The organism is Thermoplasmatales archaeon, assembly GCA_014361195.1.
Taxonomy (GTDB): domain Archaea; phylum Thermoplasmatota; class E2; order UBA202; family JdFR-43; genus JACIWB01.
This window is the reverse complement of the sequence record JACIWA010000002.1, coordinates 152582-170676: the sequence shown is the minus strand read 5'-3', so window position 1 is coordinate 170676 and position 18095 is coordinate 152582. Positions and strand designations below refer to the sequence as shown.

18 protein-coding genes and 1 tRNA gene are annotated in these 18095 nt (G+C 34.6%); 5 read left to right on the top strand and 14 right to left on the bottom strand.

The features are described 5' to 3' along the window. Positions 1-14 precede the first annotated feature (14 nt). From H5T44_02310 to H5T44_02290, 5 genes are read right to left on the bottom strand one after another with little or no spacing between them, the layout of a single operon-like run. Positions 15-404 (bottom strand): hypothetical protein, encoded by a 390-nt coding sequence (locus tag H5T44_02310; GenBank protein ID MBC7081068.1) that lies wholly within the window; start codon positions 402-404, stop codon positions 15-17. Between the two features lie 27 nt (positions 405-431). Then, on the bottom strand, positions 432-611 hold the full coding sequence (locus H5T44_02305; protein ID MBC7081067.1) for a right-handed parallel beta-helix repeat-containing protein: 180 nt from the start codon (positions 609-611) through the stop codon (positions 432-434). A gap of 8 nt (positions 612-619) precedes the next feature. Next, positions 620-958, bottom strand: coding sequence for a hypothetical protein (locus H5T44_02300; protein MBC7081066.1), 339 nt, complete (start codon positions 956-958; stop codon positions 620-622). Between the two features lie 45 nt (positions 959-1003). Next, positions 1004-1609 (bottom strand): hypothetical protein, encoded by a 606-nt coding sequence (locus H5T44_02295; protein MBC7081065.1) that lies wholly within the window; start codon positions 1607-1609, stop codon positions 1004-1006. Continuing rightward, positions 1570-1842 carry a hypothetical protein gene (locus H5T44_02290; GenBank protein MBC7081064.1) on the bottom strand — a complete coding sequence of 91 codons (273 nt, stop codon included), beginning with the start codon at positions 1840-1842 and terminating at the stop codon, positions 1570-1572. Before H5T44_02290 ends, H5T44_02295 begins: the two co-directional genes overlap by 40 nt. A 243-nt stretch (positions 1843-2085) precedes the next feature. Here H5T44_02290 and H5T44_02285 point away from each other — a divergent pair, with 243 nt between their 5' ends. Continuing rightward, the gene (locus tag H5T44_02285; protein MBC7081063.1) at positions 2086-2337 is read left to right on the top strand and encodes an RNA-binding protein; all 252 of its coding nucleotides are present in this window, start codon (positions 2086-2088) and stop codon (positions 2335-2337) included. Here H5T44_02285 and H5T44_02280 read toward each other — a convergent pair. After that, positions 2326-3510 (bottom strand): magnesium transporter, encoded by a 1185-nt coding sequence (locus H5T44_02280; protein MBC7081062.1) that lies wholly within the window; start codon positions 3508-3510, stop codon positions 2326-2328. The genes H5T44_02285 and H5T44_02280 overlap by 12 nt on opposite strands. 136 nt (positions 3511-3646) lie before the next feature. Here H5T44_02280 and H5T44_02275 point away from each other — a divergent pair, with 136 nt between their 5' ends. Continuing rightward, positions 3647-4984 (top strand): Glu/Leu/Phe/Val dehydrogenase, encoded by a 1338-nt coding sequence (locus tag H5T44_02275; GenBank protein MBC7081061.1) that lies wholly within the window; start codon positions 3647-3649, stop codon positions 4982-4984. 12 nt (positions 4985-4996) lie between these two features. Here H5T44_02275 and H5T44_02270 read toward each other — a convergent pair whose 3' ends face one another. From H5T44_02270 to H5T44_02245, 6 genes are all read right to left on the bottom strand, one after another. Next, positions 4997-5437 carry a peptidase gene (locus H5T44_02270; protein ID MBC7081060.1) on the bottom strand — a complete coding sequence of 147 codons (441 nt, stop codon included), beginning with the start codon at positions 5435-5437 and terminating at the stop codon, positions 4997-4999. Between the two features lie 46 nt (positions 5438-5483). Beyond that, positions 5484-5579 (bottom strand) — tRNA-Leu (locus H5T44_02265). 25 nt (positions 5580-5604) lie between these two features. Beyond that, positions 5605-6726 (bottom strand): HpcH/HpaI aldolase/citrate lyase family protein, encoded by a 1122-nt coding sequence (locus tag H5T44_02260; GenBank protein ID MBC7081059.1) that lies wholly within the window; start codon positions 6724-6726, stop codon positions 5605-5607. Then, positions 6723-7223: an HDIG domain-containing protein gene (locus H5T44_02255; protein MBC7081058.1), complete on the bottom strand. Its 501-nt coding sequence runs from the start codon at positions 7221-7223 to the stop codon at positions 6723-6725. The genes H5T44_02260 and H5T44_02255 overlap by 4 nt, the downstream gene beginning before the upstream one ends. Before the next feature lie 1752 nt (positions 7224-8975). After that, on the bottom strand, positions 8976-10820 hold the full coding sequence (gene gatE, locus H5T44_02250) for a Glu-tRNA(Gln) amidotransferase subunit GatE (protein MBC7081057.1): 1845 nt from the start codon (positions 10818-10820) through the stop codon (positions 8976-8978). 23 nt (positions 10821-10843) lie between these two features. Further along, positions 10844-12139 (bottom strand): radical SAM protein, encoded by a 1296-nt coding sequence (locus H5T44_02245; protein ID MBC7081056.1) that lies wholly within the window; start codon positions 12137-12139, stop codon positions 10844-10846. Between the two features lie 899 nt (positions 12140-13038). On the opposite strand from H5T44_02245, the gene H5T44_02240 reads away from it, so the two are divergent. The 3 genes from H5T44_02240 to H5T44_02230 are packed head-to-tail and all read left to right on the top strand — an operon-like array spanning position 13039 to position 16309. Next, positions 13039-14436: a sodium-dependent transporter gene (locus tag H5T44_02240; protein ID MBC7081055.1), complete on the top strand. Its 1398-nt coding sequence runs from the start codon at positions 13039-13041 to the stop codon at positions 14434-14436. Next, positions 14418-14513 (top strand): MetS family NSS transporter small subunit, encoded by a 96-nt coding sequence (locus H5T44_02235; GenBank protein ID MBC7081054.1) that lies wholly within the window; start codon positions 14418-14420, stop codon positions 14511-14513. Before H5T44_02240 ends, H5T44_02235 begins: the two co-directional genes overlap by 19 nt. 59 nt (positions 14514-14572) lie before the next feature. Further along, on the top strand, positions 14573-16309 hold the full coding sequence (locus tag H5T44_02230; protein ID MBC7081053.1) for a succinylglutamate desuccinylase/aspartoacylase family protein: 1737 nt from the start codon (positions 14573-14575) through the stop codon (positions 16307-16309). On the opposite strand, the gene H5T44_02225 is transcribed toward H5T44_02230, so the two are convergent. Both H5T44_02225 and H5T44_02220 read right to left on the bottom strand, forming a co-directional pair. Beyond that, the gene (locus H5T44_02225; GenBank protein MBC7081052.1) at positions 16296-16706 is read right to left on the bottom strand and encodes a toprim domain-containing protein; all 411 of its coding nucleotides are present in this window, start codon (positions 16704-16706) and stop codon (positions 16296-16298) included. The genes H5T44_02230 and H5T44_02225 overlap by 14 nt on opposite strands. Beyond that, entirely contained in the window at positions 16703-18046 is a 1344-nt protein-coding gene (locus H5T44_02220) for an NADP-dependent malic enzyme (GenBank protein ID MBC7081051.1), read from the bottom strand. Before H5T44_02220 ends, H5T44_02225 begins: the two co-directional genes overlap by 4 nt. Positions 18047-18095 lie beyond the last annotated feature (49 nt).

Below are 18095 nucleotides of genomic sequence, written 5' to 3'. Positions count from 1 at the left end.
TAAATAATTTGGCGTTATTTCTCAATTCTCGGGTTACATTCAAAAGAGAACTTTGGTATATAATATGAAACTCCTGAAATCCATAGAATTCTTATTTTCAACCCTATATAATCGCTCCAATAATTTTCATTCCATATATTAATTGACTCATCTCTTGCATTTGGGATATTTTCAACAAAAATATTCCTGATTATCTTATTTCCAACACATCCGGTTCCTAAATACAAACCATATCTCTGGTTTTGCTCTAAAAAATTTTCTTCAAAAGAATTATTTTTCGAATCCAAGAATTGCACACCTTCTATATTTTTTGATATTTTTGTATCAGAGGTTTTGTATAGATATATTGGATAGCAATTTCTTGATATATTATTTCCTTCTATAAATCCTTTTTTTCCCTCCACCCAAATAGCATACCATATCTGATTTTTCTATCCATACCAGTTATTTGTTATCTCATTTTCCTTCATAACACAGTTTCTCCCTTCAACCCATATACCGACTTCGTTTCCCCTTATAATATTGCCCTCTATTTTGCTATTTTCTCCCACTACAAATAAACCCTTCCCACAGGAATATAATTCATTTTTGGAAAAATAAAAATTGTCCACATAACATTTTATTGTATCTCTTTTTTAACTCCCTCTATAGAAAATCCCTCGATATAAACATCATTTGAGTAAATCTCTATTGATGATGTTTTTATTTTTGCATTTTCACCAAAAATTTTCAGGGATTTATTGACTGTTAGATTTTCCTCATATATTCCTCCATGAACAATTATTGTATCTCCACCATTTGAATCATTTATTGCATCCTGTATTTTTGTATAATTTCTTTCCCCATTCCCACCAACGTGCAATACTATATTAAACCCAATTTTTTTATTTGAAATCAGCGAGATAGGAGGGTTGTCAAAAATTATCAACTCCTCAACCGCTTTTATATAAAATGGCATTGAGACATTTTCAAAAGATGCTTCTAATAAATATCTGTTTATTGCCTAGGCCCATGCATCTCCTAAATTGCTTTTATTCTCAATTTCCTCGCAAAGCAAAACATGCAATTTCCCTAGAAAAACATCTGTTAAATTTTCTCCATGGATGATCCAGTATAGACCTGTTGAGCCAATGCTAGCAACCGCTTTTCCATATGCTAGGAATAACCAGTTAAAACAATCGCTCCTATTGAATTGCGAAAGATGGGCACCTGAAGTAATGAGAATTGGCAAGCAATCATTTTTAATCTTCAGTATATTCCAGGGATAATAAAATACCCATTCATTACTGTCTTTTCTGTGAGTAGCCCACAAATGATGATTGCCCGCGCCCTCAAAAATGACAAGCCCTGCTCCTTTATTTATTTCTTCATTTATTTTTTTACTGCTTATATCTTGCGAATAAATTTTAACGATTTCATAACTATTTAACTTCTCCGCAATTTTTTCGAGTATATACTCTCCCTCTGCAACATCCCAGTAATCATTTGGATATACATCTTCACTGCATAAAATTGCTCTTCTAGGAGACAAGCTTTCTTCATACCTTATTGTATTTTCTATAACTCTTTTTAATTCCGTCCTGCTTTCTGCGGGTATTCTCCATAACACCCGTTATTGTTTGTATCCCATGAAGAAAAATTTCCATTTTTATCATAAATATCTGCAAAATATAAATCGCTTAAAAAGCATCTTTCATATTCCCAGGAAGAACTTCTATCATTTACCCATACATATCTAACTGGCATATACCAATCCTCTTTCAGCCCAGTTTTTCTTCCTCCTACTAGCAATACATATTTTGTATTCCATTCATCATAAGCATTCTTTATGAAATACTTCACTTAACCCTACTACTATTGTTTTTATTCCCTTGCTTTCCTTGTGTTGCTTAAAGGTGCTTAATTCATCAAGCCAAGCATCAGGAGAAATTATTAGGAAATCATACGAATTTTCGTTAATTTGTATTAATAAGATGAATATGGCATAAGAAAATAAAGCAGAATACAAACACACTGATTGAAGAGAAGATTTGTAGAGAATCTTTCTCTCCGAAAAAATATATATCCCTTATTTATTTCTTTTCGATGCAGACAATATATGTTGGTGACAAAGCTCCTATAAAATATGCCACCGCTGTTGCAATGGAATTTGAAAAAGGAAATAAAGAAGTTTGCATTAAGGCAAGGGGGAAAGCAATTTCCACTGCTGTAGATGCAAGCCAAATAAGCATAAACAAATTCGTAAAAGATGCAAAGATAAAAGAGATAAAGATTTTCACTGAGGAAATAGAGAATAAACACATCTCAGCGATAGAAATACTTTTATCAAAGGAATAGATAAGCTACTCCAACAACACATAAAGCACCAGCGAAATCCGCAACACTTGTTAAGATAGGTATTGTTACATTATCAGGATTTATCCCTATTTTAAAGGAATATATTGATGTGTAATATGCCATCAAATCCATTATAAGAATAAGTATCTGGCCCGCAATAACAGATATTGCTATCATTTGGAATATATTTGCTTCTATCATAAAAGCTCTATTAACCGCATACCCTATAACTCCTATCGAAAAAAATTCTATAAAGCCAACAAAATGCACTATTGCAAACAATCTCAAAACTTTTCTCGGTGGCTTTTTCGCGAACTTAATTTCTCCAGTAAAAAGGGCGGAGGAAAAGCGGGCTGCGAGTATGCCACCTATCGCGCCCCCGTCTTCAAGAAAGGCAGGAATGATTGTGAGCAAAGCGGGAATTGCAAAAAGTTCGGTGTGCTGAAAGCCAAGAGTTGCGCCGGATGCAGAGCTGAGAAGGGCACAGACAATTAGCAAAGGTGTGCTTTCTATTATAATTCTTCTGAAATTTTTTTTCTTTATTTTGGAAAAACTGAGTATGGTTAGGAATACAAAAAATAATAGCATAACAAACTGGATTTTATGGTCAATTTTGCCAATAATTTTCAGTGAAATGAATAATAAAGGGAGAGTAAAAACATCTCCCGCAAATGTTATTATTGGAGCGATTATGTTATCCGGATTCCATCCTTTTCTATATCCAAAGAAAACAACATTTAAGGTTAAAAAAAGCATTATAAATGCGGAAAATAAGCCAGCAAGATATGAAATTAAAATTAATTCAAGAAAACTTGCTTCCATGCCAATCCTTCTCGCAATTATCCAGGAAATGAAACCGAGGAAAAAGCTCATCGAAAAAGTTAAATTAAAAGAGGAGAAAATATTATCTCTTAGCAAAGAATTTTTCTTTCCAAGAGTTATCTCACCAGTATGTAGATATGTTCCCAATCTAGAGCCCAGAGAAGAAAAAATGTTTCCTCTCATATCTATTGCTGGAGGAATTAATATTAAAAGAGCGGGAAAAACACTCAATGCTTCATTAAAATAGCCCATTGATAAAGCGGTTAGTAAATCACCAAAAGTTGAGATGGAGAGAGCTACCAAAATTTCCTTCAAATCTTTCTTTGCCTCTGCAGCTATAGTTAGTAGCATGCATATCGCCTTTAGGTGGTGGCTCTTTTTCCATCCTAAGGGCTATCCTTTTTAATCATTAAATACTTTCGTGACACATGCTAACAATTATCAAATCAGCTTTAAATTTAGTTTTTTTATTATCAGTGGTGAAAATATGGAAGAAAAAAACCCTTTTAAAATAGCTCAAAAGCAGTTGGATGAAGCGGCAAAAATAATGGAGCTTGATGAAGCTTCGCATCAGATGCTAAGAGAGCCAATGAGGACATTGATAGTAACTATACCAGTTAAAATGGACAATGGAGAAACAAAAATTTTTACTGGTTTCAGGGTGCAATATAATGATGCAAGAGGACCAACTAAAGGTGGAATAAGATGGCATCCAGAAGAGAATTTAGATACAGTGAAGGCGTTAGCTGCATGGATGACATGGAAAACTGCAATCGTTGATCTTCCTTATGGAGGGGGAAAGGGAGGTATAATATGCAATCCAAAAGAAATGAGTGAAGCAGAAAAGGAGAGACTTGCAAGAGGATACATAAGAGCTATTTCTCGCTTCGTTGGCCCAGAAAAAGATATACCCGCTCCAGATGTATATACAAACCCCCAGATAATGGCATGGATGATGGATGAATACAGCAAAATAGTTGGCTACAATGCTCCAGGCGTAATAACGGGCAAACCCCTCACCATAGGAGGAAGCAAGGGCAGGGCGGATGCCACCGCCAGGGGAGGGATGTTTGTGCTCAGAGAAGGAGCAAAATATATAAATCTGCTGCTTGAGTCAAATATGGAAAATATGCATAAATCATATGGAGAGCTTATGAAAATCAAGGAAAATGTAAATCCAGAAAATGCGGTAACTGTTGCAATTCAAGGATATGGAAACGCTGGCCAATATGCTCACTTGCTTGTAAAGAAATTGTTCAAAAATGCCAAGGTTGTTGCAATAAGCGATACAAAAGGAGGAATATACAATGAGGATGGAATTCCTTTCGATAAGGCAGTTGAAATAAAAGAAAAGGAAGGAAGTGTAACCGCATACAAAGATGGCAAGAAGATAACAAATGAAGAACTGTTAGAGCTTAAAGTAGATGTGCTCATACCAGCAGCTATTGAAAATGTAATACATGGAGGAAATGCAAATAAGATAAAAGCAAAAATATTGCTTGAGCTTGCAAATGGTCCAACAACACCTGAAGCGGATGTAATACTTCATAAGAAAGGAGTGCTTGTTTTACCGGATTTCCTTGCAAATGCGGGTGGAGTAACAGTTAGCTACTTTGAATGGGTACAGAATGTATATGGCTATTACTGGGACTATGAAGAAGTATATGAAAAACTTGATAAAAAGATGAGCCAGGCATTCTGGGATGTAATAAATAAGAGGGAGGAATACAAGAAAAAAGGAAAAGATATTCATATGAGAACCGCAGCATACATAGTAAGTGTCGAAAGAGTTGTTCAGGCAATGAAGGATAGGGGCTGGATTTAATCTCTTACCCCTTTATCTCTTCCCCAATTTTTTCTTGCAATCACAGCATAAAAATGCTTGCTTCGTAATTGCATCCGCCACACTATTTGAGAATCTCATTACACATTCATTTTTACAATGATTCAAACCAAATAAATGCCCAACTTCATGAACAACTTCCTTTGCTATTATTTCTTGAGGAATTCTATAACTGGATACAATTGCCCTATTCGCGATTGTGAGCCCAAAAACAAAGTTCATTCCTTCAATATAGATATCTACATCCACAACCCATATTGAGGCATCTGAAATAAATTTCAAAAGATATTTTGCATCATATTGCCCCCTCCTTTTATTATATCCATTCACTGGCACCTCAAGAAACCCGGCATCTTTTATTTCAACCCCAAAATTTTCTTTAAGGGCGAGAGCTATTTTTTGAAAATCTATCTCCTTGGAATGAAACAATTTCATAATACTAAATCCCGAATTTATTAAAATTCTTCCAAAAAGCTAGAAATGCAGGGGGTGGGATTTTCGTTTGCATTTCGAACCCACGAAGGCCTGCGCCACAAGGCCCTGAACCTTGCGCCTTTATCCGCTTGGCTACCCCTGCTGGAATAAAATAGCATTAGGATATTTTATTTTATCTCCGCAAGCTTTAGTATTCTCCTTGCTTTCCTCTCAACAGGCAAATCAATCATTCTTCCATCAATAGTAGCGGTACCTAACCCTTTTTTCTTGGCCTCTTCTATTTTTTCTATTATTCTCTTTGCTTCCTCTATTTCCTCAGCTGTTGGAGTAAAACATTCATGAATTATTTCAATCTGGGAAGGATGAATTGCTCCCTTTCCATCAAAACCCATTTCAAAAACTCTTCTCGCTTCTTCGCTCAGTCCTTTTTCATCTTCAGCATTTGGATAAATTGTATCTAAAGCCTGCAAACCAGCAGATTTGCACGCAATTAAAACTTGGCATCTTGGATAAAATAATGCTTCCCAGGTGCGCTTGCATCCTACATCCCTTGAATAATCTTCCGCCCCAAATGCAATTGCAACAATTCTTTCACTTGCTCTCGCAATTTCATTTGCATTTGCAACTCCTTTAGCAGTTTCTATTATTGGCATTAAATAGCAATCAAGACCTGCTTCATCAATTATTTTTTCTATTACCTCTACATCTTCCTTGCTCTCTGTTTTTGGAATACATAGTCCATGAGGATTTCCATATGCTATTTGCAATATATCATCTCTTGCCATTTCCTTATTTATTCTTACCCATATTTCAGATTTTCCAAAATCAAGATTTTTTAAAGCATTTTTTACGAGATAACGTGCATCTATTTTATGCTCAAAAATTACAGAATCTTCTAAATCAAGAATTATACAATCGCATTCATATACTCCAACACTATTTATTAACCTGGGATTATTTCCTGGAATATATAATCTACTCCTCCTGATCCTATCCTTTGATGTTTTTCCTCTTTTAAATTTTTTATCAACAATATCCTCACCTGTTGCTTTTGCAATTGCGGATTCAAGGCGTGATATTATAACATAATCTATTGCCCCATTTTCAGTTATTTCAACATTTGCTTTTACATCAATTTCCTCCAGCCTTTTCCTAACTATTTCTTCTATGTGCTCTTTGTATAGAGATATCTTGCTTTTCAGAATAATTTCTCCATCTCCAGGAAAAACTCTAACTATGCAATCTCTCTCATTTTCAGTTCCGGAAAAACTTTCTTCATTTATTTTCATGGTTTACCACCCGCAATTTCAAAATCTATAAAGTCACAGTGATGAATAACTATCGCTTCCTCGCATCTTTCAACAAATTCTCCTTCTTTTGAATGAGAAGCAATTATATTCACTATCTCATCATTAAGCCCTACTTCCATTGCAATTGATGCCCCACTCACAGGATGGCGAATATATTTTCCAAATTTTGATTTAACAACCTTTCCATCCTTCTTTTCATATTCAAGCAGTTTTCCTATATCATGCAGAATTGCACCCGCAATTAAGTTGTCCATATTTAATCCCTTAATCTTTCCTATCTCATATGCCATCTTTGCTACATTATTTACATGCTCAACATATGAATATGGCTTTTCAAGGAGTAATGTAAATGGTATTTCTCTCAAGCTATTCCATTTTCCTCTTTTCATTGCAATTTCGTAACATTTCTCAACCTTCCCTCTTATTTCCTCGCTTTTTATCTCCTTTAACAGAGGAAATTCTTCTTCTAGCTTCATAGATTGAAATGCTTGTATTTTTATTTTAATTTTTCGGGAATTTGCTTTTCCACATATTCCTGACATCTATAAATCCCTTTTCATTTTCTCTTTGGGGGAAAATGAAATGCCCAATATTATGGATGTGAAGATGTTGTAAATGCTGGTAAAAGATATAATAAATACGTTATAAAACAAATGTATAAATGCAATAGTTGCAATAAAAGATTTGTTGAAAAGGCGATTTGAAAAAAATGAGGTATCCTAAAGAAATATGCTAATCTGATAAAAAGCTAAAGCCAAATATAAAATAGAAAATACTAAATGCGATTGATGGAGAAATATAATGAATACAAAAAACAGGAAAAGATAAAATAATTAAATTTTAGCAAGAGAAGAGAGCATTACAGGATCGCATTTAATAAATATTTTTTAAAGTTATGCGAATTAATTCATTGCATTCCAATAGCGTATAATGGTTTAGAACATAACAATAACCAAGCTCAGATAGATAATGAAGATATTAAGGGGAGATATAAAAAATGCGTTGATTTAAATCTTTTGATCCCGCAAATGCTTTTCTTAGAATAATAATTTTGTAAGAGGAGACGAGAGCAGAGCTATTAAAGCGGACATAGCTCTTGAAATGGTCAAAACAGCAGTTTAATAAAATTTTGAGTTGATGGATATTATTCATTTGAGGGGAATCGGAAGAATATAATGGAGGGGAAAGATGACGCTCATGATTTTAGAGCATGAAAGGTGTTTAAATAAAGAGATGTTTTCAATTAGCATCAAAAAATTTCTTTTCTGGAAAGAAATTATTTGAGACCATATTTGAATAACATTTTAATAACGATTTGAGGAGATCTCAATTCCCTATTTTGGTGGGTTTGAGGGTTAATGGATTCCAAAGGCTAGTTTTCCTATTATTTGGGTGAAGCATCAAAAGGATTAGTTTATATCGAGTTTCATGTATGCTACAAAAGTAGGTTTCCCAAATGATTGAATCTGAATATCCTTTTCCCTTTTAGATGCTTTATACTTTTTATGACTTATTCCTTTTTTGTCGAATGGGTGAGTGTAAAGGTGATATTGGCTTCTTCGCCAATGCTTGTTCTGTCCCGTTTTTATTGAGTAGCCTAAGCTTTGGAGGGTTTTGTAGAAGCATCACAGGTTTACAGGATTTATTGTTTTTCCATTGAGCGGCTTTTTTGGGCTTAGAAGCCTTTTAGGTTTAATGGAAGAATTTACTAGATTTCTTCAAGGCTTAAAAAACGATTGAAGTAAACAATTGTTTCTGGAGAGGCATAAAGAGAACAAAAGAAACGAAGAAAAGAGGTGCATAGTACATATGTTCTCTCAAAAAATTCCCTAATATAACTTATAAAGATATAGTGGATTACATCTGGGAAAACGCCCATTTTGGAGGTAAAAAAGAGATAATATTGGGCTATCTTATTTCAAAAAATAAAAAAACGCTGATAATTGATGCAGGTTGTGCACTGGAAGAACATTGACTATTATATCTAGAAAGACAAATTTCCAAGTTTTTGGTATCGATAAAAATAGAGACTTAAAAGCTAAAAAGTGAATGATATAAAACCCTATATAACTCTTATACACGGAATAAAGAATCTGCATCCTGTATTTTGGCTAAAAATATTTTTTATTCTAGGTGAAAAAAATAAAAAAACCCGTCAAGTAATCTAACGAATATCTGGCCTTATATTTATTATGCACCATCCTTGATGCTGGTGATTAAAGCCTCACCTACCTCTTATAAATTATTTTTTCTACTTCCTCTTTTAATATTCTATTTATTGTTGCTCCATCCGCCCTCCCGCGCAAATGTGCCATTAAAATGCCCATAAGCGGCTGAATTGCATTTTCTCCTTTTTCTTTGATGAACTCTATTCTCTCAATTATAACTTTTTTTATGAATTCCCTTACTTCTTCATCGCTTAAATAGCCAAGCCCGCAGGCCTTTATTGCGGAATCAAGATTTGCTTCTCTATTTTTTGCTAAATATGCGAGCAACTTTTCTATGCCCTCTTTTGCATATTTTTTTTCATTTAGCCCTTTTAAAACAATCTCGATCATTTCTTTACTCACTTCATAACCATCTTTTTCTATTTGAGGAATTATATTCAGCAGTATTCTTGAAACAATTTTTTCTTGCCCGAATTTTTTCGCAATCTCTTCAAAGATCTCATCTTTTTCAAGCATTACAAGCTGGCTGGCTTCCTCTTTTGTCAGTTTATAGGATGAGAATATTCTATCAATTTTTTTATCTGGCATCTCGGGCATTGCTCTTTTTATTTTTTCAATTCTTTCCCTGCTTATCCTTATTGGCCTTATATCTGTCTCTGGATACATTCTCTCCGCCCCAGGAAGAGGGCGCATATATTCACTTGTTCCATCTGGAATAGCTTTTCTTACTTCCTTAGGCACCCCCTCACACGCTTTTTTAGCTCTTTCAAAAACCGCCCTGAGACATTTTTCCACATTTTCTGCATTTCCAGCGGATATAACAAAAGCATCATTTTCCCCACATTTCAACTCCTCTCTTATTTTCAGTACCTCTTCCTCACTTATTCCATAATTCGGAAGCTCATCTGAATGAATTATTCCTCCACCATTTATTTTTGCATGCATTGCAAGCTCTTTTCCAAGGCGGTGCTCTTTATATATTACCCCAGATAATATTCCTTTGAAACCCGGGAGCTTTATTGCCTTAACAAATCCTTTCTCAATCGCTTTTTTTATGAAATTTGAAGATGTATTTTCAAAAACTTTTGTTACATCTTTTATTTCAAAATCAAAACTTAAGTTTTTCAATCGCTTGCTTACCTCAATGAGCTCAATTTGCCTTTTAACCTCATTTTCAAGTATTTTTGGAATATCATTCAGCTCTTGAACACCTTTTATCTCCACCCTTGCTCCTCCTTCTATTGAAACATTTAAATCCTGCCTTATCGTGCCAATTCCTCTCTTCACTTTTTTTGTCGCTCTGAGCATCAAACCTATTTTTTCAGCAATTTCCTTTGCCTCCAAGGGAGAGGAAATTGTCGGGGAAGTAGCAATCTCTATTAAAGGGATACCTAGCCTATCTAAAGAATATTTAACCTCTCTTTCATTTTCCTCTATTTTGCGGGCAGCATCCTCCTCTATGCATATTGTTTCAATATTTACATCGCCCACTTTTCCATTCATCGCAATAAGGGCGGTGCGCTGAAAACCCGTTGTATTTGACCCATCTATAACAATTTTCCTCATAAAATGTATCTCATCAAAAATTGTCGCTCCAAACATGATCGCAACCATTATCGCAAAATCAATTGCCTCCTGATTTACCTCATGGGGTGGCTCCTCATCCGCCTCCACCAGGCAGGAGGAGGGAGTGATGTAGTAGATAAATTTTCTGCCCTTTTTCTCCTCTTCAATTGCTGCCTTATCAGTAAGGCCGGTTTCTGATTTTGTTGCCTTCAATTTTCTCGAGAATGTTTCTTCCGCTTTTTCGCTTAGCTCAGATGGGCATGGGCAAAAAAGTTTATGTGTATCTATTTGCTGATGAATTTCTAGTCCCGCTTTAAATCCAAGGCTTTTATAATCCACAAGTTAAATATTTTTTCTATTAATTATTTTTGTTTGTTAAAATAGAAATTCCAAAGGCTTCTTGCACTTAAATTTGCAAAAAGATTTAGGAATTTGTTGAATAAACCTTTTGTATTAAAAGCTCTTTTTGCTATCTGATCAATTGAATAAAATTTTCTGCAAATTTTTCTAACACCTTCTTCAAGCTCTTTAATGCTCATATTTTTTGGATTGAAAACAACATGTGCCATATCATATTTTGACCAATCAAATGTTATTATTCTGCCCTCTCTCAAAATTTTTTGAAATATAGGAGTTCCTGGCAAAGGAGTTAAAATGGCAAACTGTGCAAGAGATATTCCCCACTCACATATTTTTTCATAGGTTGCATCAAAAACATCTCTTCCATCATTATCAAAACCAAAAATGAAAGAACCCCATACCATCATTCCCTCTTTTTCAATTCTTTCAACCATTTTTGGAATCTCCTCTACTATATTTCCTTTTTTCTTAATCTCTTCATCAATTATTCTTTGAGAAATGCTTTCAAGCCCGACCATCCATCCAACACAACCCGCTTTTTTTGCCAGTTTCAGAATTTTCGTATCTTTTGAAAGAATGTGCATGTTTCCAAATGCAATCCATTTTTTTCTGATTTTACTCTCAATAATTTTACTGAAAAGATTTTTGCTATATTCCTTATCAATTGTTAGAGACGCATCATGAAACCAAACCAACTTGGTTGGCAAAAAAGAAAATTCCCTTATAACATCCTCTATCCTCCTCTTTCTATGTATGCTATCACCAAAACCAGTTAGCTGACAAAACCCACACCTATATGGGCATCCTCTCGTCGCCTGGAGGGCTGAGGAAAACGGGCGCAAATTATCCAAATCCCTTCTTGCGGGAGGAATATCTTCACCTTTTATTTTTTCCCACCCATAATATGGCTTCAATTTTCCTTTTTCAAAATCATTTATTAAGTTTGGCCAGCTATTTTCCGCTTCTCCTATAACAACGGCATCCGCGTGCTCCTTTGCTTCTTCCGGCATTGCGGTTGCATGGTAGCCACCGATAACAACTTTAATTCCTCTCTCCCTGAATTTATCAGCAATTTCATAAGCCCGATAGGCATCGGGAGTAAAAGCGGAAATACCTACAAGATGACAATCTTCATCAAAATTAACTTTTTCATACCATTCATTTACTATTTTTATTTCATATTTTCTGGGAGTGCATGCTGCAACCTGAGAAAGTGTTAATGAAGGAATGAAAAACTTTGCTCTGAGTCTGCTAAAATATCCCGCATTTTTATATGCATTAACCAACAATATTTTCATATCAACACCTGGACGTTCTTTTTTTGAACGTCAATAAATTGGATGTAAATTTAAATATTTTTCGCTGAAGATGCAGGGAAATAAAAATGCCAGAAATAAATTGGGGCGAATATAATGAAAAGCTGGTAAGGAGAGGAGAATTTTACATATCTCTCGATTTCATAGAAACATGAGATTAAGAATTAGAAAAAATGAGACACAAGAAAAGAGGAAGACCATATAAATTTCCATATTCATGTTGCTTTTCTTCCATTTGCTAGATAAAGAATTTCTGAGGAAACTCTAGCAATATATACCAAAGCTAAAAAGAGTGGATTGTTCTATATGTAAGAGATTGCAAAAGATAAACATTGATTTTCTTTTGCAAGGTTTTGAAGATGATATGATTCTTCCGGGTGAAAATAACGAATAGAGAGTAGATGAGAGATAAGTGGGGAATAAGAAAAGGATGGAGTAAAGTACATATTGCAGTTGATGTAAAAATAAAGAAATTACTTGCCTTTTAAATACCTGATGAAAAGACTGGTGATGGAAAAATTTTGAAACCATTGATAGAGAGGGCAAAGAAGAATACAGGCAATAAGAAAATAAAGAGAGTTTGTGGAGAAAGAGGATAGATAGTAAAGAGAATTTTAATTATCTGGGCAAAGAAGGGATAGAGTCTGTAATAAAAGTAAGGAAAAATTCTATCAGGAGTTAAAAGAACATTTGGAGAAACAGTTAGATCAAAAACAAAAAAATGGAATATTTCAAGAAGTAAGAATGAAATTTTGGTTTTATAATATGTTTATTAGTTTTTAGATTCTATTTCTTTCACCAGTTAGTGAAAAGAAGAACCTCTCAATAATTGTTCAAAAATGCGGAATTAAACATATAAATATATCAAATTGATTACAAATGTGGAGAAATGGCAGTCAAGGGCTTCGTTTTTGTTTGCAGCAATTGGCTCAGCGGTTGGTTTAGGAAATTTATGGCGTTTTCCATATGTTTGCTATAAAAGTGGTGGAGGTGCTTTTTTAATTCCATATATAATTGCTCTTTTTGTTGTTGGAATCCCTCTTTTAATGGCGGAAATTGCCATAGGTAGTATTTTTAGAAAATCTTCTCCATTATCGCTTAAAAAAATATCTAAAAGAAGTGAGTTTGCGGGATGGTTGGGTGTGGTTGTTGCATTTTTTATCTCAATATATTACTGCGTGATAGTTGGATGGAGCTTATGTTATATTTTTCATTCAATTTTCATGGTATGGGAACCAAATGCATCTTCTTTTTTCTATAACAAATTTTTAGTTAGTGGAGAACAAATTATTTTTTCAATTCTTTTTGTATGGGTTGCTATTTATCTTATTCTTTATAAAGGAGTTAAATCCATCGGTAAATTTTCTTCAATAGCGGTTCCATTTCCAGTGATACTACTCCTTATATTGACATTCGTTGGTTTATCATTGCCAAATTCTATGGAAGGATTAGAATTTTATCTTTCTCCCGATTTCTCAAAACTTTTATTGCCCTCTACCTGGCTGTCCGCTTTTGCACAAGTTTTCTTTTCCCTATCCCTTGCTCAAGGAATAATGATTGCCTATGGAAGCTATTTAGAAAAAAAATCAGATATAGCCAACAACTCCTTCATTACCGCATTTGCAGATAGTGGAATTGCATTTTTAGGAGGTTTTGCGGTTTTTAGCACCCTCGGTTATCTATCTTTTGCCACTGGAATGGAATTTGAAGAAATTGCGAGGAGTGGCTTCGCCCTGGCATTTGTAACATATCCAACAGTTATATCAAAAATTCCATTCATGCAAACAATTTTTGGAATAATCTTTTTCTCTATTCTATTATTATTTGGATTGACCTCCGCATATTCAATGGTTGAGGCGATTTCAAAGAGCATAAGTGAGAAATTTAAAATAATGAGGCAACTTTCAAATTTTATAATATGCTCTATTGGATTAATCTCTGGACTTTTAATTGGAAAAAATATATATTTAATAGAAACAGCGGACCACTTTATTTCGGATTTTGCACTTGTTGTTGTTGGTTTGCTTGAATGCATAATATTTGCCTATTTAATGGGAGAGGAAAAATTAAGGAAGTATATAAATAAAGTATCGGAAATAAAAGTTGGAAGATGGTGGAGTTTCTCTTTAAAATTTTTTGCTCCAGCGGTGCTTCTTTTCATGCTTATAGCCTCCTCAATCACTCTCTTTAGCTATTCTTTGGGTGGCTTATTAATTTTTTTACTGATTTTCTTAATTTCCTTCCTTTTATGGAGGATAAAATGTCCGCGGGCGCAATAGCAATGGCAATAATTGGATGTGCTGTCTTTTATGGCGGGCTATTGTATTGCATATATAGAGCCATAAGAAAAAAATAAGCTGATCTAGGCTATCAGAAAAGTTTTTTATCCGCTTAAAAATACATGATGGTGTTAAAATGATTGAAAAAAGTAAATTGGTGGCGATATTTGCTATTTTTATAACATTTGCTACAAGTTTTTCACAGGCATATTACGAAAAAAAGAAGCCTGAGAGCTATGAAGAACTTGTTTCCTGGTATAAAAGCCTGGAAGAGAAGCATCCAGAATACATTGAGGTTTTTAAAGCAAATGAAATTTTTGGATATGGAAAAGTTGATGGAGGATATGATTTGTATTATTTAAGGATAACAAATGAGAGTAATGGTTTTTTGAAACCAGAAGTTTTATTTTTAGGGGGCCCTCATGGAGATGAAACTGTCGGAACAATTGGTTTATACTGGTTTACAAAATGGCTGATGGATAGAATAGATGAAAATGATAAATGGATAAAATATCTTCTGGATAACAGAGAGATATACATTGAAATAAGCCATAATCCATATGGATTTGATAACAAGCAGAGATGGGATAAAAATGGATGGGATTTGAACAGAGAAGCAGATTATGACTGGCAAGGTGTAAATTCAAAACTCTGGGGAAGTATAAATGGTAAAACGCTATGCAGTTTTATAGAAAATCATTCAATAAGAGTGGGAGTTGATTTTCATGGAGGAGCAAGAATGATTCTTTACCCTTGGTCTTCCACGCATAAAGATGTTTCAGCAATTTCCCCTTCTGGAAAAATATATTATTATGCACCTCCTGACTTCTATTTTTATCACATCTCATCTCTTCGCCTAGGTGAATTTATCGGCTCTTATGGAGGAATTTTAAATGAAGATACCGTTGGCACAATTCCTCTTACGGTGGGCTATGAGGCGCCGGGCTGTATAGCGGCTTGGGCGTATGGGGCGAGTAGCAAAACGGAAAAAGAATTTGTGGTAGGAAGATATGAGAGATGCAATATTCTATGGATAACACCTGAGATGTCTAAAATAAAGGACCCACCAGAAAGACAATTTGGAGATGAAAAAAGCGGGTATATTGCTGAGGTAATAAGAGTTGCTCTTCATCAAACAGATCTGGCTCAACCTTATATAATGTGGTGTAATGATGAGGAATTTTTTAAAGGAAATAAAATTACACTTAAATGGCAGGTTTATGGGGCACTTGTAGCAGAGGAAACTTATTTAGTTTATAGCTTTTCTGATATATCAAATGGAATAAGAGGAGAAATTCATGATGAATATAATGGAAGTTATAGAGGAGGCACATACTGGGATGGAAAAATTTGGGAGGAAGAAATAGATTTGCCTGAGGATGCAACTGATTTATATGCAATTGCATTTGCAAAAGTAGATGGTATATATTCCCAAATAGTAGGAAAAGAGATTTATGGAAATTCTTATCTCAGAATAATATGGGAAAGAACAAATGAAGGCTATTATGAAGAGTTGAATACAATTGATGGGGTTGAAAAAATAAAAGGAAGTATATGGTGGCAATCACCCGTGCTACATATAAGAATAGGAGGAATAAAGGAGCCAGAGGAAGGATATCTTTACATAATGGGAAGAAAAATAGCAAAAATTGGTAAAACATTTATAATTGGAAAAATGAATATGAAGGTAGAGGGAAATTATGAAAAAGTTGAATTTTATTTAGATAATGAATTGAAATATGAAGATAATGAAAAACCATATGAATGGGAGATATGTAATACAATTGGAAAGCATAAGCTGATTGCAAAGATGTACTATGAAGGAAAAGTTGTGGAGAATGAAATAGAGGCTTATCTTCTTATTTTGAGATGATTTTTTCGCTTTTTTCACGAACCTTTTTTCTTAAATTTTTTATGAATTTTGGCATTCCTTCAACATTTCTTGAATTCATGATTTTAGAAAAAATTATTCTGTAATCAGTATTGCATTTTATCCTGCCTCTAAGATTTTCTTCTATTCTTCTGCATAATTTCCATCCTTCTTCATCCCAGTCAGTAAGGATAATTACTTCTTTATACTTTAAAGCAATCTCATCGCATAAATTTGATACACTTCCATGGAGTGTTATTATCTCTCCTCTTACATCCAATTCATGCAGTGCTTTTACATCTTTTTCTCCTTCTACAATTATCGGTATGCTTCTGTTCTCTTCTTTCAACTTCTCTATTGCTTTCTCTATTTCATATAGATTTTCCTCGTTCCTCCTCATGGAATTTTTATTAAACCGTGTTTCATTAAAAGCTGGGTTTGCTCTCTTGCACTTCTTATCGCTTTTTCCGCCATTTCATAAATTTCTTCACTACTTAGCTTTATTCTTGCTACTCCCTGCTCAATTGCCTTCATTGCGACCGCGGTTGCTTCATGAGGAAATACTTCCCATTCATCCATTGTTGGAACAATATAATCTTCTCTTAATCCTTTCTTTTCAGCGACTTCCGCTATTGCATATGCTGCAGCTATATGCATCTCATCAGTTATTGTCTTCGCCCTAACATCTAATGTGCCTCTGAATATGCCAGGGAAACCAAGGCTATTATTTACTTGGTTTGGAAAATCACTCCTCCCTGTTCCAAATATTCTAACTCCCGCTTCTTTTGCCTCCCAGGGCCATATCTCTGGTATGGGATTTGCTTCAGCAAACATTATTGCATCATCATTCATTTCCACAACCCATTCTTTTTTAATTGTTCCTGGCCCGGGTTTTGAGGCGGCGATGCATACATCCGTGCCCTTTATTGCTTCCTTCATATCTCCTTCTCTTCCTTCACCATTTGTTTCCATCGCTATCTTGTATTTATAGGGATTTTCTTCCTTCATTTCATTTATATCTTTCCTGTTAGGATGCAAAATTCCTTTTGAGTCAACAGCAATTATATTTTTTGGATTTACTCCCGCTTTTATCAAAGTCCTTATAAGACATATGTTTGCTGCTCCTGTTCCAATTATTGAAAAAGTAACTTCATTGAGTTTTTTTCCAACTACTTTAAGCCCATTTATCACACCCGCAAGGGTTATAGCTGCTGTTCCCTGCTGATCATCATGCCATACAGGTATATCGAGCTCTTCTCTGAGTCTGTCAAGAATATAGAAGCACTTTGGCGATGAAATATCTTCAAGATTTATCCCTCCAAATGTAGGGGCAATCCATTTTACCGCCTGTATAAATTCTTCCGCATCCTTTGTATCTATCATTATTGGAAATGCATCCACACCTCCGAGATATTTAAAAAGTAGAGCTTTTCCTTCCATAACTGGCAATCCAGCAAGCGGGCCGATATCACCCAGTCCAAGCACCCTTGTCCCATCACTTGCAACCGCAACATAATTTCCTTTGTTGGTGTGCTCAAAAACCTTCTCTGGATTTTTTGCAATATCCTTGCACGGCTCCGCAACACCTGGCGTATACCATATTCCAAAATCATCAAAATTTCTTATAGGGCATTTTGGCATTATTTGAACTTTTCCTTTATAAAAGGGATGCAACTTCAGTGCTTCCTGCGCGGGCTTTTTTGCCTTTTCCAACAATTCTTCAACTGTTTTCTTTTCCATTAAATCACCGAGCATAATACTTTTAGATAAATTAAATTTTTCCTTAAGA